Below are 23,973 nucleotides of genomic sequence, written 5' to 3'. Positions count from 1 at the left end.
TTGGAGCAACAGACCGTCGAACTCGTGAAACTGAGCCGCCGGATTGTGGAACTTTCAAGGGAAATGGAGGCGAAATGGTCGCAAAAATCAGTGTAGGCTGCTCGTTGTACGGCGCGATTGCCTACAACGGGGAGAAGATCAACGAGGCGCAAGGACGGCTGCTCACTACCAACCGTATCTACAATGACGGTTCGGGAACGGTGGACATCCACCGGGCGATGGAGGACTTCCACACCTTTCTGCCGCCACAGATGAAAGTGGAGAAGCCGGTGGTGCATATCTCGCTCAACCCACATCCCGATGACGTGCTGACCGATGCGGAATTGCAGGATATAGCCCGCGAGTATCTGGAAAAACTCGGTTTCGGCAACCAGCCTTACCTTGTTTTCAAGCACGAGGACATTGACCGCCACCACCTGCACATCGTGACCGTGCGGGTGGACGAGAACGGGAAATGTATCAGTGACAAGAACAACTACTATCGTAGCAAGCAGATCACCCGTGAGTTGGAGAAGAAATACGGACTGCACGATGCGGAGCGCAGGACCCGCCGTCTTGACACGCCGCTGTGCAAGGTGGACGCCTCTGCGGGCGACGTGAAGAAGCAGGCGGGGAATATTGTCAAGGTTCTGAACGGGCAGTACCGTTTTCAGACGATGGGCGAATACCGCGCACTCCTTTCCTTATATAATATGACGGTGGAGGAAACGCACGGCAATGTGCGCGGACGCGAGTATCACGGGCTGGTCTATTCCGTCACGGATGACATGGGCAACAAAGTCGGTAATCCGTTCAAATCCTCGCTCTTCGGGAAATCCGTCGGCTATGAAGCCGTGCAGAGGAAGTTTGCCCGTTCCAAGCAGGAGATCAAGGACAGGAAACCCGCCGGAATGACGAAACGCACTGTCCTTTCCGTGCTGGAAGGCACGTATGACAAGGAGAAGTTTGTAGCCACGCTTAAAGGGACGGGCATCGACACCGTGCTGCGCTACACGGAGGAAGGGCGCATCTACGGAGCCACGTTCATCGACCACCGCACGGGCTGCGTGCTGAACGGCTCGCGCATGGGCAAAGAACTTTCCGCCAACGCCTTGCAGGAACACTTCACGCTGCCTTATGCCGGACTGCCGCCGATTACGCTGTCCGTTCCGGTGGAAACAGGAGAGGATATGCGCGGACAGAGCGCATCCGACGATGAAAGCATGGCGGGCGGTGTCGGCCTGCTCACTCCCGAAGGTCCGGCTGTGGATGCCGAAGAGGAAGCCTTTATCCGGGCGATGCAGCGTAAGAGGAAAAAGAAGAGGCGCAAGGGCTTGGGAATGTAATCAAGGTATCATCAATCAAAAATTTTTCAATCTATGTCACAACAAGAAGACGATTTGAGGGCATTGGCGAAAATCATGGATTTTCTGCGTGCCGTGAGTATTATTTTAGTGGTCATGAACGTGTACTGGTTCTGCTATGAAGCCATACGGCTCTGGGGCGTGGACATCGGCGTGGTGGACAGAATCCTGATGAACTTCGACCGCACGGCGGGGCTGTTCCGTTCCATCCTGTACACGAAACTGTTTGCCGTCCTCCTGCTTGCCCTGTCATGTCTGGGGACGAAGGGCGTGAAGGGGGAGAAAATCACTTGGGGACGGATCTGGACGGCTCTTGCCGCAGGCTTCGTGCTGTTCTTCCTGAACTGGTGGATATTGGCATTGCCGCTGCCGGTGGAAGCGGTGACGGGGCTGTATGTCCTGACCGTCGGAGCGGGCTATGTCTGCCTGCTGATGGGCGGTCTTTGGACGAGCCGCCTGCTAAAGCACAACCTGATGGATGACGTGTTCAACAACGAGAACGAGAGTTTCATGCAGGAAACACGGCTTATCGAAAGCGAGTATTCGGTCAATCTGCCGACACGCTTCTACTACAAAAAGCGTTGGAACGACGGCTGGATCAATGTCGTGAATCCCTTCAGGGCTTCCATCGTATTAGGTACGCCGGGCAGCGGGAAGTCATACGCGGTGGTAAATAATTTTATCAAGCAGCAGATTGAAAAGGGCTTCTCGATGTATGTGTACGACTTCAAATTCAGTGACTTGTCCACGATAGCCTACAACCACCTGCTGAACCACCCGGAGGGCTACAAGGTGAAGCCGAAGTTCTATGTGATAAACTTCGACGACCCGCGACGCTCGCACCGTTGTAATCCCATTCACCCGGACTTCATGGAGGATATCACGGACGCTTACGAGAGTGCGTACACCATCATGCTCAACTTAAATAAAAGTTGGGTGCAAAAGCAGGGCGACTTCTTTGTGGAATCACCTATTATTCTGTTTGCCAGTATTATATGGTATTTGAAAATTTATCAGAACGGCAAGTATTGCACGTTCCCCCATGCCATCGAGTTCCTGAACCGCCGTTACGAGGATATTTTCCCTATTCTGACCTCTTATCCCGAACTGGAAAACTACCTCTCGCCATTCATGGACGCATGGCTCGGAGGGGCTGCGGAGCAGTTGATGGGGCAGATAGCATCGGCGAAAATACCGCTTTCAAGGATGATTTCCCCGCAGCTCTACTGGGTGATGTCGGACAGCGAGTTCACTCTGGACATCAACAATCCCGAAGAGCCGAAAATCCTCTGCGTTGGCAACAACCCCGACCGTCAGAATATCTACGGTGCGGCTCTCGGTCTGTATAACTCCCGTATCGTGAAGCTCATTAACAAGAAGGGGATGCTGAAGTCGTCGGTCATTATAGATGAACTACCGACCATATATTTCAAGGGGCTGGACAACCTTATCGCCACCGCGCGAAGCAACAAGGTTGCCGTGTGTCTGGGCTTTCAGGATTTCAGCCAGTTGGTACGCGACTATGGCGATAAGGAAGCCAAAGTCGTGATGAATACTGTCGGAAATATCTTCTCCGGTCAGGTGGTGGGCGAAACCGCCAAGACGCTCTCGGAAAGGTTCGGAAAGGTGTTGCAGAAGCGGCAGTCCATTTCCATCAACAGGCAGGACGTTTCCACCTCCATCAACACGCAGATGGACGCGCTTATCCCGCCGAGCAAGATTTCCGGCTTGACGCAGGGCATGTTTGTCGGTTCTGTGTCCGACAACTTCAACGAGCGTATCGAGCAGAAGATTTTCCACTGTGAGATTGTCGTGGATGCCGAGAAGGTGAAGCGCGAGGAGAAAGCCTACAAGAAGATACCCGTCATTACCGACTTCATGGACGAAAACGGTAACGACCGCATGAAGGAAACGGTGCAGGAGAATTACAGGCGTATCAAGGAAGAAGTCAAGCATATTGTTCAGGAGGAACTGGAGCGGATTGCCAACGACGAAAACCTGAAACATCTGTTGCAGCAGAAATAACCGGGCTGACGTGAGGCAATGAAAGCGGGCGGAACAAAGTATCAAACTTGCTCCGCCCGTTATTCTTTGGGGACTTTATAGTCTATCTTCTCATACGCTCCATCTCTTCGTCACGGAGCATCTTCTCGTTCAGTTTTTCCTGCATTTTGTCAAGGAAATAGGTGCGGCTCTCGTTCTTCCGACGTTTGATGTCGATGTAGAAACGGTAACAGTCCTTTGATTCCACGCCGAATATCTTGTACAGGAGCGGGGCAAGCTGTTTGAGAGGCATATTGCCGTTGTTGATACAGCCCATCTCGTTGATGCCGTATATCAGCTCCACGAGGTCGATGGCGTTGCCTGTCCATTGCAAGGGTGAGGCGGTATTATCGTTAGTGTTGTCGGTGGATGTTTGGATAGGGATTAGTGGCGGCACTTGGGGAGCGGCAATAAACTTCTGCATCTTCCTTACGAAAGAGAGAGCCTTGCTGACATAGTTGGCTATTTCCTTCTTTTCTTCGGGAAGGTTACGCACGGGATGATGCTGTAATTCGATCTCGATGTAAGCCAGCGCGATGATGGTACGGGTGATGTCCGTACTGTCGCTGCACAACTCTATGACTTGAGAGGCGAAAGCCGTGTATGCAGTTTCCATATTGCAGTCACCGGCTTCATTTATGAGACGGAAAAACTCGGTTTCCGCTAATAAAAAATAATTCATATCCTGTCAATTTAGAAATTTTACACTCTGTTTTCAGTGTGCGCACATGAATATGAATTGCAAAAAACGGTTCCAGAAAACAAAAAATCCGGCACTCTGTCTGGAAGATGCTGGATTTCAAATTGATAAAGATTGATATTTTTTATCAGGCAAGAATTGCTATCAACTTATAATGTTTACTATCAGTACATTATTCCATTTATGGAAGTACTCAAATGTATGCAAGCAGAACATCCCGGCTATTTCATGGTTCCCATGCGCGTGTAGATGCTCCGGTACACTCCGTTGGAATAACTCTTTTGCGAGGAGAGTGTCCAACGTGCTTCAGGTAGTGCCGACTTGAAGAAATGCCGTCCCGTTCCCGATATGAAAGGCACGGTATATAGGATAATCTCATCCACCACCCGCATACGCAACAGCCCGTTGATATAGTCCGAATTGTCGGGAGTGGCTTCTGCGAGATAGCAGATGTTGGTATTGTCTTTCCGCCATTCGTCCAGCATGGAGATGGAGTAGTCCGGCGTGACATGGTAAAGCGCGTTTTCCCTTATTTTGTCAATATCGCAGCGGGCAAGGCGTAAATCCTCATACGCTTTGCCATATAATTCTGAAGAATGACACCCGTCCATCGTGAGGACGGCAAGAATCTGAACTTTACCCATAGCCTTTTCCTTTCGTTGGGCAAGGAGCAAAAAAGTAGCGTGCAATCCACACTACTTTCAAGCGACGGCTCTGGTAAAGCCTTTTACGGAGAGTACGTGAATGCACGCTATGCGTAGGCATAGCATAAGCATCACGCAATCGTCTCCGTAGTGTCAATTTACCAGATTTTCGCTCGAAACGCCTTGCGGTCTTATGTTATATATCGGCGGCGAAAGGCTCCCCAATCGCCGTTTACCTTCAAATGTTCATGCAAAGATAGCTAAATTCAGTGAATTACCGGCTATGATTGCCTGAATTTGTATTTCAACCCATACTCTTCCAGCTTGCTGTACAGCGTTGTACGCCCGATTCCGAGCAGTTCGGCGGCAACCTTGCGGTTCCCGTTCGCTTGCTTTAACGCACGCAAAATCCGTTCCTTGTCTTCCGCGTCGTTGCGCAGGGCGAAGCTGACGGGTGAGGTCTGTTTCGTCACGGCAAGTTCCAAATGCTCTTTCGTGACAAGCCCGGTCTGCGCCTGCAACACCGCACCCATGATTTTCTGCCGAAGCTCACGGACGTTGCCCGGCCACGCATGGGTCAGCAATGTTTTACGGGCTTCTCCGTCAAATCCGATAACGTCGCATTCCAGTTCTTTGTTCGCAATCTCGCGTAAAAACTCCGCCAGCGGCATGATGTCCTCCTGACAGTCGCGCAACGGCGGAACGGTTATCTCGAAGTCATGCAGACGATATAACAGGTCTTGCCGGAATCGCTTTTCGTTCACAGCCGCCTCCAGATCTTCGTTGGTGGCGGCGATGATACGGACATTGAAACTTTTATCCGTCTTATCACCTATCGGGCGGTATCTCCGTTCCTGTATGGCTCGGAGTAACATCTGCTGGGTTTCCATTGCGAGATTACCAACCTCATCCAAGAACAGCGTGCCGCCTTCCGCCTCATGGAAATAGCCTTTCTTGCTATTGTCCGCACCCGTAAACGCTCCTTTGACGTGTCCGAAGAATGCCGACGGCGCAAGCTCTTTGGAGAGTGAACCACAGTCCACTGCAACGAACGGTTTTCCTGCCCGTTTGCTTTTGTCGTGCAGTTGGTGTGCAATATGCTCCTTACCAGTGCCGTTCTCGCCAAATATCAGCACGCTCATATCGGTAGGGGCTACCAGCCTTATTCGTTTCATGATGGCTTGAAATGCCGAGCCGTCACGGGAAAACACCGGCATACGTTTTCTTCCGATACTCCTTTCTTTTAATAGGGTACGGAGCAGAGGGACGAGTTTGTCCTCCACAAGTTGTTTGGGTATGTAGTCCAACGAACCGAGTTTCATACTTTCGACTGCCGTATGCACCTCGGCATAGTCGGTCATGATGATGAAAGGCTGCATCATACCTTCTTTGCGCATCCAGCGTAACAAGTCGATACCGTCGCCTTCAGGCAGCCGCAGGTCTGAAACTATGATGTCGTCTTCTGTCGCTTGTTGCAGCAATTTCTTAGCTGTTGATAGGTGGAAAGCCTTGATTGTGCGGAATCCCTCCCGTGCCAGCAGGTTGCAGACAAACTCGCAATATACGATATTGTCCTCCACTACGATGATTTTTGTCTTATCCATTATTATATTTTCTCCTTTCCTCTTTTGCCAATCGGATAATATCCGCGCCCATATCCAATACGGTAGACACTGCGTCGGTAAGTGCTTTATAATCTGGAGCGGCACTCCCATGAAGTAGTTTATAAAGTTCCCTTAATGGCTGATCGGCACGGAGTATCTCCCAAGAACTGCGCAGGTGGTGTGTAAGAGCATCCAGTTCCTGAAGGTCTTTCCGCTGTTCTGCCTCCCTGACTGCCTGCATTTCCTTTTCAGTTTCTGCTATCAGTTTCTCCAGCATGACGGATTCATTGCCGTAGGATAACAAGGTGGAGAAGTCCGGCTTTTCGTCCAGTGAGCCTTTCATGGCGCATTTGTCTGAAATCTCCAGCAGTTCCGATATTGAAAACGGCTTGAACAGGCAACCGGCGAATCCACGTTCCATAAGCTCCTCCTTGTCGCAACTGCCCGAAGCGGTTGTCACGACTACCGGGATTGTCTTTGAGTTGCCTACGTTGGACGAGCGCAACAGTTCCAGCAACTCGAAGCCGTTTATCTCCGGCATATTCAGGTCAGTAAGTAGCAGGGCATATTCTTTCCGACGTATCAGTTCCATTAGCTTGGCAGCATCGGTGCAGGTTTCGCAGTGTATCCCTTCCTGTGCATACATTTCTTTTAGCATAAGAAGCAATACCTCATCATTGTCGATAGCGATAACATCATGGTATCTCTCATTATTGCGGGTATAATTCCGGGCTGTCTGTTGTGGCTGTTGTTCTTGGGCAACCTGTGCGGGTATTTCCACCGTAAAACGGCTGCCTCTGCCTTTCTCGCTTTCCAATTTGATTGTTCCGCCGAGCATCACTACTATACTTTGCACGATGGACAAACCCAATCCGAAGCCGTCTTTCGCAGCGGCATTTGAAAGGCGTTCAAACGCATTGAATACTCGTTGCTGTTCCTCTTCGGTCATGCCTGTTCCCGTATCTTCGACAATGATTGTCAGGATTCCATTATCATAATCCGTTGTCATGGATACGCTGCCGTTATCCGTAAACTTGATGGCGTTTGACAACAGATTATTACCGATTTGCAAAATGCGTTCCTTATCGGTCAAGACAATGGTATCTGTGCGGTTCGTTACGGTAAGAACCAGTCCCTTATTCATGGCGATTGGCATAAACTCCGTTTCAAGGATATGCGTGATTGTCGAAATCCCACATATAGAAATGACAGGCTGTTCTTTGCCGTTGTCCAGACGGAAGAAATCAAGCAGGGTGTTGAGCATTTCACGCATCCGAGTGGAGGAATGTCGAATGTTTTGGATATACATTTTGGCTTTATCCGCGTCTCTTTCTTTTTCCATCAATCCGGCATATCCGGTTATAGCCGTCAGCGGTGTGCGCAGCTCATGTGTGATGGTATGTACGGCTTTCTTGCGGGAATATATCAGTGCCTCGTTTTTCTTTACCGCTTGTTGTAGTTGTCCAATTAAATCCGTAGTTTTCAGCTTGTACCGTTTGATGCGATTGGCATTCCGGTGTATGATGATATAGGAGATTACCAGCAATAGGAGAACGAATCCGGTCAGACCGCCTATTTGCATAAACGATTGTTCACGCATTTCGATTATCTCGTTTTCTCTCTTTTGCAGGTCATCTTGTGCCTTATCGTCTATTTGGCGAATCAGGCTTTGCAGTTGGCGATTGAGCTTCGCATTTCGCACAGCAAGGCTGTCAGCGTGTGCCGAAAGGCGGCGGCTTTGCTCCTTTTGCTCTGATATAATATTTCGATTGAAAGAACGAAGCATCGTGGTTGTCACGGTGGGTTTCGGTTCCTCTTTCTTGCCGAAGATGCCGAGAAATCCTTTCCGCTTTGTTTTTTGTGGATGTTCCTGCACACTTTTCTGTACGATTACAGGAACTTGCTGTGCCATCTTCTCATTAAGAGTTTGCTGCTCGTTAAGTGCTTGAACAATCAGGCGCATCTGCTGCTCCTTATCTTCAAGAAGAAGGCGCACGCTATCGATACATTCTGCCGGATAGGTTGCTTTGAAACGGCGCAGCATACTGTCCGTTTCCATACGCTGAATATGGTAACGTTCTAAATCCTCATCATCCCATTCCAATACGCTTTCGCCCAAAAGGGAAAGCCCAGTCATTTCACCGTAAACATGATGCACTTCTTGACGAAAAATGTTAATCCGTCTGTTCTCCGTTTCCAACTTTTCAAGTTCCCGCCATTCATGAAACCACAGGTACATGATACAACCTACAAGCAGTAACATTATAATGTAACCCGTGGTAGTCATTGTGTGAAGAAGAATCACTCTTTTAGTATTTAGGCTCATAATTATTTTTATGTGATTATTTTAGAGTTCATTATATGCATCTGAATATCTTTTAGTATTACCATATTAAATGGATGAATATGTTTTCCTATATAAAGTCGGCGAAAGTGACGTTTGTGATTTGAAATATTTTCCAAAAGATGAAATAGTAGAGAAATTCAATCCGTATGCTATCTCTTTTATTGATTTGGAGGTACAAAGGAGCTGGACTTTTACTATATCGAGCAGTTTTTTGTTTATCCAGTAATTAGCGGTCTCTCCACTGACTTTTTTCACAATTCCGGAAAGATATTTAGGAGTGATGAATAATTGCGAGGCATAGAAACCGATATGTCTTTCACAAGAAATATACCTGTTTAATAAGTCGATGAATTTAATATACAGGTATTCACTCCTTGAGAAATGTCCTCTCGAACTTTCTGGGACGGCCATTATATTGATGGAAATTTTTTGCTCGGTTGCCAACGATTCCAGTGCAAAAAACAAGTCGGGAGAAGCAAGCCCCGTTTCTTTTCGCAGACTGTCGCAATCCATAAATCCTATATGTTCATGGATTGTGGTCATAACCGCTTCTTTAACTGTTTCATCGCACATATTCTTAAATATTTAGTTTGAAAATCGTTGTACTAAATTCTTGGAGAAAAGAATTTAGGTTTGAATACTATTCCGACACGAAACATGGTATTATGACATTCATAGTCAATCAGACCTTCCGCGCAACCGTTGTAAAACTGTGCGAACAGCGACAGGTTGGTCTTTTTATGGATGCGCCAGCTTATTTCCGCGATAGTGTTGAACTGTCGGAATCCCTTTCGTTTCTCAATGGTAAAACCGACTGTAAGTTTTTTGTTAGCCGTCTGTATTTCCGTACCCAGACAGAAAATGCCCTTGTACTCTGCAAGGTCGCGGTTATTGCGTCCGTCAACTATCGGTATCCAAATCTTTCCGAAAACTCTTACTCTTTCAGTCACATACAGATTACCGCTTAATGAAATCCTGTTCCAGCTCCGGCTGGCATCTCCGTCGCGTCCGTTGCTTTCATGCTCAATTATAAGCGAGGTGGAACCTAAATATCTGTCCCCGTAATAATACGGTTTTGTCCATGCTATGCCGGGATTGAAATTTATATCATGCATAGGGAACGAATCCTCAAATACATTCCAGAAAGCCACCTGCGTATATATCAGAGAAAGATATGTGTCCCACGGGAGTGAGGCGTTTGTCAGTCTGAACGCCACTGATACCTGAAACTTGGCATCTGAGTTATGCTTTGTCGGAGTTTCGGACAATGATGTACCCACAATGAAATAATTGTCTTTGTAAAAGCTGAAATATGGCGCGGTTTTCAATTCCCGGCGCATACTATCAGCCATCGACCCCCCTCCCGACGGTTCGACGGATATAAGCTGTCCGAAGCATCGTGGCGGAGCCATGATGATGACAAATACAAATGTTATAATCAAAACCGGTATCATTGTCAATTCTTGGTTTATCTCGGTTAGGGCGGGAAGCGTCACCCCCGAAACGGCATAGGTATTTCGGGGGTAACAGTGTCAGTAATAGCGTTCATGATAGATATATAATAATAGTCCTTTACTACCGTTGTCGAAACTGATGTTCCCTTCACGTGCAAGCCAGCCGATAGCGGCATAGATACACTCGCTTTCAAAATTTGTAACTTGTTTCAATTCCTCTATGGAGAGTTTACCTCTCTCGTTGAGTGCCCGCCATACAATGCCGGACCATATTCCTATAACATTTTTATCCATTTTATCCATAGGTCATTTTGTTTAATTGTTTTTTTGGAAACTTATCACTGCCCACACGCTTGCCAATGCACCATAGATACAGAGGGGGATGAACTGGGGGAGAAGCTGGTGGAACGTGCTTCCTTTGAGATAGATCTCACGCATCGCCGTTATGATGTAACGTAGCGGATTTAGACGTGTTGCTTCCTGCGCCCAGTGCGGCATGGAGGCGATTGGCGATATAAGTCCGCTTGTGAGAATAAATATCACGATGAAGAAGAACATCACGATGGCCGCCTGACGCATATTGTCGCTGTAATTGGAAATTGTCAGTCCGAGTGAGGATATGGTGAAGATATACACGATGTTGAACAGGAACACGAGCCACACAGACCCCGCAGGTGTCACGCCATGTATCTTCCATGCAAGGAGCATGGAGAAACCGACAATGAATATACCTACCGTCCAATAAGGTATCATCTTTGACAGAATGAACTCTATCCTTGATACAGGCGTGACATTTATCTGTTCTATTGTACCTCTTTCCTTCTCACCGACAACATTCAGTGCTGGAAGAAACCCGACAAGCAGTATAAGGGTCATCGCTATCAGAGCCGGAACCATATAGGGCTTATAGTCGAGAGCGGCATTAAATAAATACCGTGGCTCGACTGTCACTGGCCGACGTGCGACTGTTCCATTTTCATAGCCAAGTTCCTGAGCATACTGCATGACAATCTGGGTCAAGTATGAATTTCCAAGGCCACCTTTCATGCCATTTACTGCATTGACAGTTACCATAACATCTGCACCACCGGTACGGTATAGATTATGCTCAAATTCATTTTCGATGGTGACAATGAAATCGACACTGCCTTCCTGAAGCAAATCGTATGCTGTCTGATAGTTCGGGCAAGTCGCATATAAATTGAAAAATTCCGAAGCCTGCAATTTCTGTGTCAGACGACTTGAAAGCGTCGAGTGGTCGCAATCAATCACAGCGATATTAAGATTCTTGACTTCTTGTGTCGCTATGCGCGGCACAACATTCATCATGGCGATTGGCAGAAGAATGAACACAACAGGCAAAAGCCAGTTGCGGAACATCTGTTTGTATTCTTTTGCAAGAAGATATGGTAATGCTTTCATATACAATCTTTTTAAGTTTCAGGCAAGCCTTGTTTTGAAAAACCTCCATGCAAGCAACATAAATACAAGTCCTTCTATAGCAAGGGCGCGTATTTCTGTAGCCACATATTCTATACCTACACCTTCGACCATGATTTTACGCGAAGCGGATATGAACCATTTGGCCGGAACAATATTGGATACTACCTGTGCAGCAACTGGCATGGATTCAATGGCGAACACCATTCCAGAAAGATAAATGGTAGGAACTATCAGTAACAACGAGATAAGCATTGCCGCAAGCTGAGTATTTACAACTGTTGATATGAGCAGTCCGAGCATCAGCGATGTAAATATATAAATGACAGCGGTAATGACATACACCAGAAGGGAACCGGTCATCGGAACGTGCATCACGAAATAGGACAAGCAGAGAATTGTAGCCATGTCTATCAGGGATATAATCATGTACGGGACAAGTTTTGCCAAAACGATGTCAATGGAAGGCAATGGTGATGCAAGCAGAATTTCCATTGTTCCCATTTCCCGTTCCCGAACAATGGCTATAGAGGTCATCATACAGCAAATCAGCAAGATTACCATGCCGACAACACCCGGAACAAAATTGACTTCCGAACGCTGTTGCGGGTTATACAGCATTCTTGAATTTACCCGTATATTGAATTGCTGGCCGCCTTTTCCGGCTTGCGTCATCTGCTGGGCGAGTTCCTTTTGAAAACCAGCTACAACCTGTTGGGCGTATGCCACACGGACACTTGCCTGATTTGGTTCACTGCCGTCGGACAGGAGCTGTATCGAGGCATCCTGAGAGTGCATGATGCGGTTGGCAAATTCCGGCCCGAAAACCACAACGAGGTCAATTTCTCCCTTTTTGAAAAGTTCTGCTGCCTCTTCCTCGGTCTTGACTTCCCCTTTCCCTATAAAATAGTCGTTGGCATACAACCTTTGGGTTAGCTGTTCTGTGTACATGTCGCGGCTCTGGTCAAGCACTGCGACACGAATGTCTTTTACCTCATTCTTAATAACATAGCTGGGCAACATCACCATAATCTGTGGCATCACCAGCAATATCAGCAGAGAACGAGGGTCACGCAGGATATGTATAAATTCCTTGCGGACGAAACTTAGAAACTGTTTCATATCTCTTATCTTATTTAGTTTTTAATCCCCACGCTTGGCAGTTCGTGCCAGCGCATAGAATACATCGTACATGGAATTGCCGTGAAACTGTCGTTTCAACTGCGCAGGTGATCCGAGTGCGTCAATACGTCCGTCAACCATGATACTGACCCGGTCGCAATATTCGGCTTCATCCATATAGTGCGTTGTTACAAACACGGTGATGCCGTTGTCGGCAGCCCTGTATATAAGTTCCCAAAACTGACGGCGTGTCACAGGATCGACACCTCCTGTAGGCTCGTCAAGAAAAACGATACTTGGTTCGTGAAAGATAGCCAAAGAGAAGGCAAGTTTCTGTTTCCAGCCTAATGGCAAACTTTTTACCATCGTTTTTCGCTCGGCTTCAAAACCGAGTTCCTGTAACAGTTCCGTTATCTTATCCCGTACTTTTTTCCGGGGCATACTATAGATACCGCCGAAAAGCACAAGGTTTTCTTCCACCGTCAAATCATCATACAAGGAAAACTTCTGCGACATATATCCAATATGGCGTTTTACCTGCTCGTATTCTGTAGCCACATCATAACCTGCTACAGTAGCTGTTCCATCGCTTGGTTGTGAAAGCCCGCACAGCATACGCATGGCTGTTGTCTTTCCCGCACCGTTTGCACCGAGGAAACCGAAAATCTCGCCTTTTCGTACTTCAAAAGTCACATGGTCGGTAGCTGTGAAATTACCGAACTTTTTTGTAAGACCTTCCGCTTTGATTACAATTTCATCTGTCATGGATTACTATTTTTGAAGGTTCATAAAACAATCCTCGGTTGTAGGCTTGACAGCCTCAATCACGATATTATGATGCCCAATAACGACAAGTTGCTCCCGAAGCGACTCTATTGTTAGCACCGACGAATCAACGGTTGCATGGTGGTTCTCGCCGAAAGCAAAGGCCGTATTTACTCCTGTAATACCGCGAAGGTCAGTAAGGAGACGGTGCATCTTGTCGGAGCGCACTGCCCAGAGGGTACGGGTGTATGCCCTGATGATGTTTTCTGGTGTGTCGATAGTCAGAAGCTGCCCTTCTTGAATGAATGCTATACGATCGCACTGCACCGCTTCGTCCATATAAGGGGTAGAAACGACTATGCTCAGTTTGAAATTCTTTTTCAGTTTCTGCAACATCTCCCAAAATTCCTTACGGCTCACTGGATCAACTCCGGTTGTCGGCTCGTCAAGGAAAAGCACATGGGGAGCGTGTATCAGGGCGCACGAAAGCGCAAGTTTCTGCTTCATGCCCCCTGATAATTTACCGGCCTTGCGTTTCTTGAACGGTTCTATCTGACGGTATATATCCTCTACCAAGTGGTAGTTTTCTTCTATTGTGGTGTTGAATACAGTAGCAAAGAACGACAAATTTTCCTCTACCGTCAGATCCTGATACAGAGAAAACCGGCCCGGCATATAACCGATGTGTTGTCGTATCTTCTTGTAATCCTTCACTACATCCATGCCATCGACCACGGCTGTGCCGGAATCTGCAAGGAGAAGGGTCGTGAGAACACGGAACAGAGAGGTCTTTCCAGCTCCATCAGGACCTATCAGCCCGAATATCTCGCCTTCTCCGACATCGAAGGACACACCTTTCAGAGCTTGTACCCTTCCTTTGCCGTATGACATTTTGAGGTTTTCCACACTTACTATTGCCATAACCATCCGGATTTATAGTTTTACATCCCCATACATTCCCCGTTTGATAAGTCCGTCGTTCCGAACTGTTATCTTTATGGCATATACAAGATTCGAGCGTTCATCACGGGTCTGGATTGTCTTGGGGGTAAATTCAGCCTCACTGCTTATCCATGAAACCGTACCTTCATACTCCTTGCGCCCGTCTGTGCCCTGATCGGCATAGACTTTTACCTTCTGCCCGATTTTAAGTCCTGTTAACAGGTCAGCGGTAATATAGGCCCTCAGTTTCATGTCCGACACATCGGCGACTTTGAACAATGCGCGACCCGGCACAGCAAACTCTCCAGCTTCCGCATATTTCGACAGAATAACACCGTCGATTGGCGACGTTATCACAGCCTGTTGCATCATATCGTCCACCTGTCCTATCTGTGCGTCAAAACCGGCAGATTGCCCGTCGATGCTCTGGTTGGCTGTGGATACCTGTTCGTTTGTGGCTGCAAGCTGTTTCTGCAAAGTAGCGATCTGATAGCCTATATCATCGACTTGTTTCTGAGTGGCTGCACCATCTTTGAGCAAAGCCTTAAAACGAGTTTGTTCCGACTGGAGATTGGCTATCTGCTGACGCAGGGAGGCTACCTGCTGGGCGGTATTCAGTTTGCGACTTGTAGCGGCATCTTTTCCGGCATAGAGTTGTTGCTTTTTCAACACGAGCTGTGTCATATCAAGTTCACCAAGATGCTGGTTCGCTTTCACTGTTTGTCCTTCTTCCACGTTTAGAGACTTGATTTCTCCCGTTCCTCTGGCTGATACAATGACTTCGGTCGTTTCAAACACTCCTGATGCATCATAATCAACATCTTTGTTTCCACAGGCAGTGAGCATCATTGCTGAAACTGCCGACATAAGGATTATTGACTTTTTCATATCTGTTGTTATTTAATTGTTCGTAGTGTATTTCAAGTCGTAGCTTTCTTTCAGCATGAGTATAGTATGAGTTGAAAGGTCTATGCGTGACTGGTTCTCGCGAGTTATTTCCTGCAAGAGATTGTTAGTATCAATGATGCCATGTTCAAGTCGTGATTCCGCAGACTGGCGAACATCGCTGCGCAGGGCTACAATCTCATGGTCATCCGTTATCATTTGTCGGTATTTGGCTATACCATCGGTTTGTTGTATTTCGAGCAAATGATTGTTGAAGAGGAATGTTTCGCGGGCAGATTCAACTAAACCTCGGCGGGTGTTGAGTTTTGAACGGTCATTTTTCCTGGTGTATAAGGCTCCGATATTCCACGACAGCCTTACACCTATCATTCCGTTAAGTTTCCAGTCGCGGTTGAACATCGCATCAAACTGGTCATATCCCGGATAACCGTAATAGCCCTGTGCAAAGACGCTCAGTTTCGGGAGTAATCGGGCGTTTAACAAACTTTCCTGAGCATTGGCCAGTTCAATTTGCGTGTCAAAAAGATGAAGTTCCGGACGGTTGTTACTTTGTGTCGGCACTATTACATCCTGCGGCATTGCAAGCTCTGTAATTTCTTTGCCAATGAACACTGCCAACATATCCATGAGGCTTTTTTTTGAAGATGCCAGTTCTGTCGCCTGTTGTTCCGCTTTCAGTTTTTCCGCCCTAACTACATTGACATCGCTTTGCATGGCTATACCATTGGAAAGCATGGAATTAAGTTTGTCCAGATTGGACTGAAGAAGTGTCTGCAAATCCTTGTTCAACTGTATTTTCTCATCAAGAAGAAGGATTCCGAAATAGATGTCGTTCACTCTCTGACGGATTGTATAGAGGTCAGTTGTTGTTTGAGCGGTCTGCACTTCGCCTTCAAGATGCGCTACATTCTTTTGACCGCTGATAAGTCCGCCGTCATAAATTGTCTGATTAAGGTCAATCCCGATGCGGTATTGGTCTTTTCTCAATCCTTTTACATCGAATCCCTGTTGCCCGAGCATTGTCTGTAAGGGATCGGGAAGCGTCATTACATCGCTCTGGTATGTAGCTTGGGCCATTGCCGAAACCTGCGGAAGCCATCCTTTTGAGATGTTGCTCACCGTGTAGTCGGTGGTCTGCCTTATCAGGTCATACTGTTTTATGAGCGGATAATTCTCTTGGGCCAACTGCTGACATTCATCCAGCGTGACCGTCTGTGCCTGTACCAATATCGGTGAGAGCATCAGAATGAAAAATGCTGTGATTTGCCTCATATTTGTTTATGTTTTAGTTTCACACTGCAAAATTAAGGTGGCTTGCCGAGGTTCTTATGTCAAAATCCGTACAATAATTCTTGAAATTGTACGATTGAGCATTTTTCTGTTGAATTATTCAAATTATTATATTTATATTTGCTGAAAACAATACAAATATCATAATGAAGTCAAGCGTATTAAATGATTTTTCATTGCAGACAACCGATTTCAGTAGTCTTGAAAACCTGCCAAATCTGGCTTTTGTGAATGAGTATTTCGGTATGGTACTGAATATCGGACCATACCGCAACAATTTCATACGGATCGGACATCCTTACCGTTTTGTGGAAGGCCGTATACTGTGGGTCACGGAGGGGAATGCCGATTTTGAACTGACACTGGAGGAATATCACATCGAGAAAGGCGATATTATATTGCTGGCTCCTGAAACTATAATGGAACTGAAATCATGCAGTGACGCTTTCACAATGATGGGCATTATATATAAGGAGAACATACCGGTAGGTAAAAACCTTATTATCCATGCCGGGAAAAATGATTGGCACGAAACAGTCAGACTTGCAAATATCTTGTGGGATATTGCAAGGCACACTCCGTTCCGGCGCGAAACGGTAAGCCATATAGTATCGTCCATAATAAGCGACATACAGGATATAAACCGCGCTGAACTGGAGCAGATTCCCAAGAAAAGAAAGACCCGTCAGGAACAGGTGTTCAGCAAATTCAAGAAACTTGTAAACGAACATTGTTGCCGACACAGGACAATCCCGTTCTATGCCGATGAACTTGCCCTTACACCACACTATCTGTCAAGTCTGATAACTAAGATAAGCGGTCAGAGTGTAATGTACTGGATTAATCGGGCCACACTCATCCAAGCCAAAGTTCTGTTGAAGAACAAGGACATACTTGTCAGCGAAGTTGCCGACCGCCTGAACTTCCCCAGCCAGTCCGCTTTCGGTTTTTTCTTCAAACGCGAAACAGGTATGACCCCCAGCGAATACCAAAAAGCGGATTGAAATTTAAAATAAAAAGAGGTTCCGAAATTAACCAGAACTTGAAGACAAGTTGTGAATTGAAATAGCGAAAGAGCCGTATCTTTCTATAACATATAGTTTTATACGGCTCTTCCTGTATGCAAAGTTAATAATTATGTTGAAGATTTAGTCCTCTAATATTGAACTTTCGTAAGACACCATTATAATTCACAGTTTCATCCCTTTCGGTCGGCTTTCATCTTTAAAACCGAACTCCGGACGTCCGATGATGACACGGTCGGCAATGAAGTTGCCTGACGGACTGCGAATCTGCGGTGCATCTTCGGTGTGCTGTGGCGGCACGTTCCGTACACCTTCCGAAACAGGCTTGACCTCCTGCCCGTCGCTCTCCTTTTCGGCGGCTTCCGGCACGGGCGGTGCAAGTTCCAGCTGGATCTTGCGGTCAAGCGCGGCAAGCTCGGACTTCAGCTGTTTCAGTTCATCCTCTTTCTTCCACACCTTGCCGGCTATCTCCTGCAACTGCGGAACCTCCTTTTCCAGCACCTCGTTCTTCGCCTTATACTGGTCGATGATGGACGGAATCCTCTCTAATGCGTTCAGGAAATTACGTGCGGCGGCTACTGGATCAGCCATCGCCAGATGCCCGTTGTTGTAGGTGTACTTGTAGTTTCCCTCCACCACGAAACGGTTGTCGGTAAACTCCAGCCCCTCTTTGAGTATCCTCTCGCTGACTACCTTTATCGGAAAACCGTAAAGTTCCCCGACTGGCTTGTACAAACCGCCCGTCGTGGCGTTCTTGGCTATCTCCTGCAAACGCTTTCCGATAACCTTTTCATCGGTAGAATCCACGCCGTCCACCTTGACCGCATTCAGGCGGTTGCCATCCTTATCAGTCTGCACAACATAAAGAAAACGGTTCCAGTCCTCCGTCATGGCTTCGATGACAGCCGTGTTGTTACGCAGTTCCCCCGTCTTGGCTTCCAGCTTGAACTCCGAATCGCGCCTGCCCTTGTTGAACGACTTGCGTTCCCCTTCAAGCGAGGCGATACGCTTTTCCAGTTTCGCCTTGTCCAAAAGGTCGGTATTACCTGAGAGCAACGCCATGTACTCCGAGAAGTTCATGCCCGATTTCTCGTCCATAGCCCCCTCGTCGATGGTACGCGCGCCCATCGCCCCGCTTTTGAGCTGCGAGATGAACGTCTGCTTGCAGTGCAGCAGGTTGAACTTGTAGCTGTCCAGCGACTTTTCCACAGCGTAGATGATGACATCCACGTTGTTCCCCGCAAAATGCTTGGCAATCTCGTTGCCCGCCCTAACTCCGCGTCCGTCACGCTGTTGCAGGTCAGACGGCCGCCACGGTGTGTCAAGGTGATGAATGGCGACACACCGTTTCTGCGCGTTCACGCCCGTTCCGAGCATGGAGGTGGAGCCGAACAGCACACGCACCGTTCCGGCGTTCATGGCGTCTATCACCGCCTTGCGAGCCTTGTCCGTCTTGCACTCCTGAATGAAGCGCACCTCGCTTGCCGGTATGCCGTAGTCCTCCGTCAGCTTCCGCTTTATCTCGCTGTACACGTTCCATCCGTCACCCGGCTGGTACGTCCCCAGATCCGAGAACACGAACTGCGTGCCTTTCTGCGCGTCATACCTGTGGTAATACTCCGCAATCGTCTTGGCGCAGTGCGAAGCCTTGTTGTCGGGGTGGTCCTCATAATGCGGGTCTATCATGCGCATATCGAGAGCCATCTTGCGGGCGTAGTCGGTGGCGATAAGCATCTTCGCCTTCTCCTCCGTTTCCGACAGCGGAAGTCTGCCGAGCAGCGTGGCGTCGCCCGTCTTGGCGAACTGCATCAGCTTTTGGATGAAGTCCTCCTGCTCCGGCGTGGGCGGTATATGGTGCAGTATCTCGTTCTTGTGCGGACGGTCCACGCCCACGTCCTCCGCCGTGCGGTAGTCGGTTATCTCGTTGTAGAAGGCGGCAAGCTCAGGCACTTTGATGAAGTAGCGGAAACGCTCCTTCTGCACGATGTTGTTCGTCACGTTGAACTCGAAATCGGTCGTCTTCTTGGCGAAGATAGCCGCCCACGCATCGAAACAGCGGATGTCCTGCCGTTCCAGCTCCTTCGGGCGCAGATACTTGAAGAGCAGGTACAGCTCCGTCAGCGAGTTGCTGATGGTCGTGCCGGAGAGGAACGTAGCCCCCAAGTCCTTGCCCGTGCGCTCCTGTATGGTGCGGATGGCAAAGAGCATGTTCAGGGCTTTCTGGCTTCCTTCCGAGTTACCCAAACCCGCCACACGGTCGTGCCGCGTGTTGAAAGTCAGGTTCTTGAATTGATGGCTCTCGTCAATAAATATGTGGTCGATGCCCATCTGCTTGAAGTCCACCACATCATCCGTGCGCGATTGGATGGCGTGTTCCACCTTCTCCAGCTTCGCCACAAGGTTGTGCTTGCGCTTCTCCAGCCCTTTCAGCATCGCCCTCGACACGTTCTTGCCCTGCTGCCGCAGCACTTCGAGGTTTTCCTCCACCGTGTCAAGCTCCGCTTGCAGGATGCGCTGCTGCAACTCCGGCGACTGCGGTATCTTGCCGAACTGGTCGTGCGACATGATGACGCAATCGTAGTCGTTGTTCTTGATGTTGTTGAAGAAACGCACGCGGTTGGCGGTCGAGAAATCCTTCTCCGAGGCATAGAGAATCCGCGCGTTCGGATATGCCGCCTGATAGGTGGCTGCAATCTCCGCGACATTGGCTTTCAGCCCGATAATCATCGGCTTGTGCGCCAGGTTCAGACGCTTCATTTCGTGCGCCGCGATGCACATTATCAGTGTTTTACCGGTTCCCACCTCGTGGTCACAGATCCCGCCGCCGTTCTGTTTGAGCATCCAGACACAATCCTTCTGCGACGGATATACGCTCCTGATTCCCCGGCTTGCCAGCCCTTTGAGGTTGAGGTCAGGAAAAGTCTGGTGCGAGCCGTCATACTTCGGGCGCACGAAACAGTTGAACTTGCGGTTGTACATCGTCGTCAGCCGTTCCTTGAACTGCGGCGACTGCTCTTCCAGCCATTCGGAGAAACCGTTGCGGATTTCGTCGATTTTGGCGTTGGCGAGCTGTATGCCCTCGCTGTCGCGCACCTTGATGTCGTTGCCATGCTCGTCCTTGCCGATGGATTTCATCATGTCGGGACAGGTGTTGTGCAGGGCGTGCTTCAACAGGCTCATACCGTCATAACTGCGGTAGTAACCCTTTACACAGAACTCATCCCATATCTTGAAATTCTTATGGCTGCACGCCACCGAAAACTCGTCCATGCTTGCGGAGTAGGCGATTTTCACGTCCGTGTCGAACAGATGGCTCATATAGGCGGCGTACACGCCCGTCGGAATCCAGCGTTCACCGAAATTGAAGTCCAAATCCTCAAAGGCGATACGCTGCGGTTCGGCTTCTTTCAAAGCCTCCAAAGCCTGTTTCACTTCCGGTAATCTCTCGCTTTCGGGATTGCCGTCTATCCATGCCTCTATACGCTCCGCCTTCTCTATCACGTTTCCCGCGATGAAGCGGTCTTTGATCTCGTAACCGGTTACGAGCGGGTTGTAGAAGATACGTCCTTTGAGGGCATTGAGCAGTTCCTCTTCCGTACTGTCTGTTATCCCTCGCATATAGTCGAGATTGACCGTACCGTACTTGTTGAGCGATGCGGACAAGGCTTCTTCGGGAGAACCGACGTTGGCGTGGGTCTCCACCGAGAAGGAAACGGGACGGTCGAAGATGTCCGCCTTGACGAACTTGCCGTCCTCTGCACGTTCCAGCGAAAGGATGTCGCGCCCTCCGGCATCCATCATCACCAGTTTTACGTTCTGTTTGGCATTGAGGTTGCCATAACGCATGACAAACTCGTCGTAACAGGTGTTCAGGTGTTCACGCCAAGGTACATTTTCTTCGCGCCTGTTCGATTCATAGCGGTACAACCGCTCGTATGCGTCACGGAGCGATACATACAGCAACGCTTTCTCTTTCTGATAACCGGTTAGTCCAAGCGGCTGGAAGGTTGCACCGTAGGGAGTAATGTCCTTCAGATAACCGATGTCGCGTGCCCTGTTTGCCACCAGCGAACCTTCACGCAGGTGCATTTCCGGCGTGCGGTGATAGGGACGCGGCGTAAGGTCGGGTACTTCCTCCTTCGGCTTTTCCGTTTCAAATTCAGGGAATAGTGAAGTGGTTGCTTGCTCACTTGGGCTATTGTCCGTAACAGGAACGGGAGTTGCTTCCGGCTGTGCTTCGGGTTGTTGTGCTGCTTCCTTTTGCTCCGGTCTGTTATCCGACGAAGGCACAAAGGCAGGATTTAGCGTGTCCTTGACACCCGACTTTTTCAGTTGTTCCTGTCTGTGCCGTTCCGCTTCAAGCCGTAGAGCCTTGCGCCGTTCCGGTGTCAGGCTCATCATTGTTTCATAGAAGCCGTTAATGGGCGGATTGGTTTCCCAGTCCAAAGTGGCATAAATATCTTCTGGGTCGCCTTGCTTCCCGACATTTTCCGGCTTTGCCTCCTTGCTTTCGGTTGCAGGCTTGACGGATTCAACAGGAGGTGCAGCCATAACCTGCGGCTTCGGTTTGGATGGTACACGCTTTGCCTTGTTTTCCTTTTTGGTTGCCTTTTTCTTTTTGGCAGGTTCTTCTATGGGCATACCCCAAAGGTCAAGCAGAGTGAGCTGAACGGCATTTGAATGATTCGTCTGGCGTGGCTCAATCTCCGGCTTCTCGTCTATGGGGTGAGCTTTCGGTTTCTCCGCTTCTGTGATAAAAACATTAGCGGTAGAAGTCACCGCTTCTATTTTAGGAGCCGGCCGTACTTCCTCAGGTGTACTTTTATCCGTACTTTCCGTTTGCGTCGGATGCAGGCTGTGTTTTTCGTAGAGTTCCCTGTTGAGTTGGTGCAGTTCTATTTTCAGATGTTCCCGTAAGTCTTCCGCCAGTTGTACGGTATCGCCTCTGTGCATGAGCTTATAGGCAGGCTTTCCGTAAGGGTCGGTACTTTTGGTTAAATCTGTGTGGGAAAGCGAACCGATGCTCCATACATACCCATTTACGGAAGTGCCGATAGGGGTCTGTTCTGTTTGCACAAAAAGTTTCTCATTATAATACAGTTCCTCGTTCTTTCCGCTGTTCTTTTGCAGGATAATCAAATCACTGCCCACCTCCGTACCCGCATTTTCCGTAAAGAGGTTGTTCGGCAGACGGGCAACGCCCACCAGATTGGCGTGGTTCATCATATACTCGCGTATGGGCGCATTGGTCGGGGCATCCAACACCCCCTGCGAGGTAATGAACGCCACGATTCCGCCTTCACGCACCGCATCAAGGCTTTTCAGAAAGAAATAGTTGTGTATCGTCTTGGATGCCGACCGTCTTGCCACGTCATGACTGTTGGTAAATTCCGGGTCGAACACCGCCACATCACCAAAGGGGATATTGGATATAGCCAGATCAAAATGGTTCATGAACGGCTTTTCAATTTTCTCGTACCCCTGTATCCTTACTTTCTGGTCGGGATGCAGGTGTCCCAATATCTTGCCCGTCATCAGGTCTTTCTCAAAAGCCATGATGTCCGCGTCCGGCTTGTTCTCTAATACGGCATCCACAAATGCGCCAACACCTGCCGACGGTTCCAATACCCGGTCGGGGCGTATGCCGTGTTCATGCAGCACGTCCGCAATAGTGCCTGTTATCTCCGGCGGTGTATAGAAAGCGGTCAGGACGGATTGCTTCATGGCATCCATATACCGCTTATACTCCGTATCGTCTTTTGTATTCTCCCGTAGTAACTTGTGCAGTTCCACGGTCGGGGCAAACAGTTCGAGGTCGGATTTCGCCCAATGGACGGCATCCGTCAGTTCCTTTGCTGGGTTCAGTATGCACTTCAGTCCACCGAAACCGCAATAACGCTCCAACAAGAGCCTTTCGCGTGCGGTGGGGGTGCGTTGTTCCCTGTCAAGGACGAATGCCGTCCGTATCGCCTCAATGTTGTCCCGCAACTTTTGTTTGCGGTTAAACGCCATATTCCTCTATATAAAGGACGACAGCCCCCGTCAGCTCCGTATAGAGCAGGTCATAATCGGGCGACAGGGCGAAATTGTCATCCGAAAGGTCATAAATGGAGAATACGTTTCCGACAAGCGGCAGCAGTTTTCGGGTAAAGGATTCACGCTCCGCTTCCGGCACTTCGTTGGCAAACTCGTTCTCTACGACTTCGCGCAGGATGGCGTACTTGGAGTAGCGAAGCCCCTCCGTCAGCGTGCGCATAGCCAGTTCCTGCGCACCTGCGGCGGGATAGCCTTCGAGTATTGCCCGTTCATACGTTCCGGCGGCACGGTCGGCGCGTTCACGGATGAAGG

The 23,973-nt window shown here is 48.7% G+C and carries 18 protein-coding genes and 1 pseudogene; 4 read left to right on the top strand and 15 right to left on the bottom strand.

All coding sequences use genetic code 11. The features are described 5' to 3' along the window. The 3 genes and pseudogenes from HPS55_RS13015 to mobC form a co-directional block, all read left to right on the top strand. Positions 1–96 (top strand): annotated as a pseudogene (locus tag HPS55_RS13015) (conjugal transfer protein MobA); the annotation flags it as partial. After that, the gene (mobB, locus tag HPS55_RS13010) at positions 75–1,325 is read left to right on the top strand and encodes a conjugal transfer protein MobB (RefSeq protein ID WP_172178347.1); all 1,251 of its coding nucleotides are present in this window, start codon (positions 75–77) and stop codon (positions 1,323–1,325) included. The pseudogene HPS55_RS13015 and the gene mobB, both read left to right, overlap by 22 nt. A 33-nt stretch (positions 1,326–1,358) precedes the next feature. Beyond that, positions 1,359–3,368, top strand: a complete 2,010-nt coding sequence (gene mobC, locus HPS55_RS13005; RefSeq protein WP_172325003.1) for a conjugal transfer protein MobC — start codon at positions 1,359–1,361, stop codon at positions 3,366–3,368. Positions 3,369–3,450: 82 nt separating this feature from the next. Here the strand turns inward: mobC and HPS55_RS13000 are convergent, their stop codons facing one another. The 13 genes from HPS55_RS13000 to HPS55_RS12940 all read right to left on the bottom strand — a co-directional run bounded on the left by HPS55_RS13000 (position 3,451) and on the right by HPS55_RS12940 (position 16,582). Then, positions 3,451–4,068 (bottom strand): RteC domain-containing protein, encoded by a 618-nt coding sequence (locus HPS55_RS13000; protein ID WP_172325001.1) that lies wholly within the window; start codon positions 4,066–4,068, stop codon positions 3,451–3,453. Positions 4,069–4,307: 239 nt separating this feature from the next. Then, positions 4,308–4,730 (bottom strand): dihydrofolate reductase family protein, encoded by a 423-nt coding sequence (locus HPS55_RS12995; protein ID WP_172324999.1) that lies wholly within the window; start codon positions 4,728–4,730, stop codon positions 4,308–4,310. Between the two features lie 281 nt (positions 4,731–5,011). Beyond that, the gene (locus tag HPS55_RS12990) at positions 5,012–6,334 is read right to left on the bottom strand and encodes a sigma-54-dependent transcriptional regulator (protein WP_172178352.1); all 1,323 of its coding nucleotides are present in this window, start codon (positions 6,332–6,334) and stop codon (positions 5,012–5,014) included. Then, entirely contained in the window at positions 6,327–8,621 is a 2,295-nt protein-coding gene (locus HPS55_RS12985; protein ID WP_172178402.1) for a hybrid sensor histidine kinase/response regulator, read from the bottom strand. The genes HPS55_RS12990 and HPS55_RS12985 overlap by 8 nt, the downstream gene beginning before the upstream one ends. Before the next feature lie 105 nt (positions 8,622–8,726). Beyond that, positions 8,727–9,254 (bottom strand): helix-turn-helix domain-containing protein, encoded by a 528-nt coding sequence (locus HPS55_RS12980; RefSeq protein WP_172178353.1) that lies wholly within the window; start codon positions 9,252–9,254, stop codon positions 8,727–8,729. A gap of 32 nt (positions 9,255–9,286) precedes the next feature. Then, positions 9,287–10,135, bottom strand: a complete 849-nt coding sequence (locus HPS55_RS12975; protein WP_172178354.1) for a phospholipase A — start codon at positions 10,133–10,135, stop codon at positions 9,287–9,289. Positions 10,136–10,213: 78 nt separating this feature from the next. Then, positions 10,214–10,438: a winged helix-turn-helix domain-containing protein gene (locus tag HPS55_RS12970; RefSeq protein ID WP_253945886.1), complete on the bottom strand. Its 225-nt coding sequence runs from the start codon at positions 10,436–10,438 to the stop codon at positions 10,214–10,216. Positions 10,439–10,450: 12 nt separating this feature from the next. Continuing rightward, entirely contained in the window at positions 10,451–11,557 is a 1,107-nt protein-coding gene (locus HPS55_RS12965; protein WP_172178355.1) for an ABC transporter permease, read from the bottom strand. An 18-nt stretch (positions 11,558–11,575) separates the two neighbouring features. Further along, positions 11,576–12,697 carry an ABC transporter permease gene (locus HPS55_RS12960; protein WP_172178356.1) on the bottom strand — a complete coding sequence of 374 codons (1,122 nt, stop codon included), beginning with the start codon at positions 12,695–12,697 and terminating at the stop codon, positions 11,576–11,578. A gap of 21 nt (positions 12,698–12,718) precedes the next feature. After that, on the bottom strand, positions 12,719–13,462 hold the full coding sequence (locus tag HPS55_RS12955; protein ID WP_172178357.1) for an ABC transporter ATP-binding protein: 744 nt from the start codon (positions 13,460–13,462) through the stop codon (positions 12,719–12,721). A 6-nt stretch (positions 13,463–13,468) separates the two neighbouring features. Then, on the bottom strand, positions 13,469–14,383 hold the full coding sequence (locus HPS55_RS12950; protein WP_172178359.1) for an ABC transporter ATP-binding protein: 915 nt from the start codon (positions 14,381–14,383) through the stop codon (positions 13,469–13,471). 12 nt (positions 14,384–14,395) lie between these two features. Beyond that, entirely contained in the window at positions 14,396–15,292 is an 897-nt protein-coding gene (locus tag HPS55_RS12945; RefSeq protein ID WP_172178361.1) for an HlyD family secretion protein, read from the bottom strand. 12 nt (positions 15,293–15,304) lie between these two features. Beyond that, positions 15,305–16,582 carry a TolC family protein gene (locus HPS55_RS12940; RefSeq protein ID WP_172178363.1) on the bottom strand — a complete coding sequence of 426 codons (1,278 nt, stop codon included), beginning with the start codon at positions 16,580–16,582 and terminating at the stop codon, positions 15,305–15,307. Positions 16,583–16,746: 164 nt separating this feature from the next. On the opposite strand from HPS55_RS12940, the gene HPS55_RS12935 reads away from it, so the two are divergent. Continuing rightward, entirely contained in the window at positions 16,747–17,604 is an 858-nt protein-coding gene (locus HPS55_RS12935; RefSeq protein ID WP_172178365.1) for a helix-turn-helix domain-containing protein, read from the top strand. A 186-nt stretch (positions 17,605–17,790) separates the two neighbouring features. Here the strand turns inward: HPS55_RS12935 and HPS55_RS12930 are convergent, their stop codons facing one another. Together HPS55_RS12930 and HPS55_RS12925 are read right to left on the bottom strand one after the other, a co-directional pair. Next, positions 17,791–23,637 (bottom strand): N-6 DNA methylase, encoded by a 5,847-nt coding sequence (locus tag HPS55_RS12930; protein ID WP_172178367.1) that lies wholly within the window; start codon positions 23,635–23,637, stop codon positions 17,791–17,793. Continuing rightward, positions 23,627–23,973 (bottom strand): DUF1896 family protein (locus tag HPS55_RS12925; protein WP_172324997.1); only part of this gene is annotated, 347 nt, incomplete at its 5' end. The genes HPS55_RS12925 and HPS55_RS12930, both read right to left, overlap by 11 nt.

This window comes from Xylanibacter rodentium, from assembly GCF_013166575.1.
In the GTDB taxonomy this organism is placed as follows: Bacteria; Bacteroidota; Bacteroidia; order Bacteroidales; family Bacteroidaceae; genus Prevotella; species Prevotella rodentium.
The sequence above is the reverse complement of the archived record's forward strand: the minus strand, read 5'-3'. Positions and strand labels throughout refer to the sequence as shown.

Coding starts and splice junctions, on each gene's coding strand:
- HPS55_RS12985 (WP_172178402.1), bottom strand. CDS start 8,621: ATGACTACCACGGGTTACATTATAATGTTACTGCTTGTAGGTTGTATC.
- HPS55_RS12995 (WP_172324999.1), bottom strand. CDS start 4,730: ATGGGTAAAGTTCAGATTCTTGCCGTCCTCACGATGGACGGGTGTCAT.
- HPS55_RS12975 (WP_172178354.1), bottom strand. CDS start 10,135: ATGATACCGGTTTTGATTATAACATTTGTATTTGTCATCATCATGGCT.
- HPS55_RS12955 (WP_172178357.1), bottom strand. CDS start 13,462: ATGACAGATGAAATTGTAATCAAAGCGGAAGGTCTTACAAAAAAGTTC.
- HPS55_RS12930 (WP_172178367.1), bottom strand. CDS start 23,637: ATGGCGTTTAACCGCAAACAAAAGTTGCGGGACAACATTGAGGCGATA.
- HPS55_RS13000 (WP_172325001.1), bottom strand. CDS start 4,068: ATGAATTATTTTTTATTAGCGGAAACCGAGTTTTTCCGTCTCATAAAT.
- HPS55_RS12940 (WP_172178363.1), bottom strand. CDS start 16,582: ATGAGGCAAATCACAGCATTTTTCATTCTGATGCTCTCACCGATATTG.
- HPS55_RS12980 (WP_172178353.1), bottom strand. CDS start 9,254: ATGTGCGATGAAACAGTTAAAGAAGCGGTTATGACCACAATCCATGAA.
- HPS55_RS12970 (WP_253945886.1), bottom strand. CDS start 10,438: ATGGATAAAATGGATAAAAATGTTATAGGAATATGGTCCGGCATTGTA.
- HPS55_RS12960 (WP_172178356.1), bottom strand. CDS start 12,697: ATGAAACAGTTTCTAAGTTTCGTCCGCAAGGAATTTATACATATCCTG.
- HPS55_RS12990 (WP_172178352.1), bottom strand. CDS start 6,334: ATGGATAAGACAAAAATCATCGTAGTGGAGGACAATATCGTATATTGC.
- mobB (WP_172178347.1), top strand. CDS start 75: ATGGTCGCAAAAATCAGTGTAGGCTGCTCGTTGTACGGCGCGATTGCC.
- HPS55_RS12945 (WP_172178361.1), bottom strand. CDS start 15,292: ATGAAAAAGTCAATAATCCTTATGTCGGCAGTTTCAGCAATGATGCTC.
- HPS55_RS12935 (WP_172178365.1), top strand. CDS start 16,747: ATGAAGTCAAGCGTATTAAATGATTTTTCATTGCAGACAACCGATTTC.
- HPS55_RS12965 (WP_172178355.1), bottom strand. CDS start 11,557: ATGAAAGCATTACCATATCTTCTTGCAAAAGAATACAAACAGATGTTC.
- mobC (WP_172325003.1), top strand. CDS start 1,359: ATGTCACAACAAGAAGACGATTTGAGGGCATTGGCGAAAATCATGGAT.
- HPS55_RS12950 (WP_172178359.1), bottom strand. CDS start 14,383: ATGGCAATAGTAAGTGTGGAAAACCTCAAAATGTCATACGGCAAAGGA.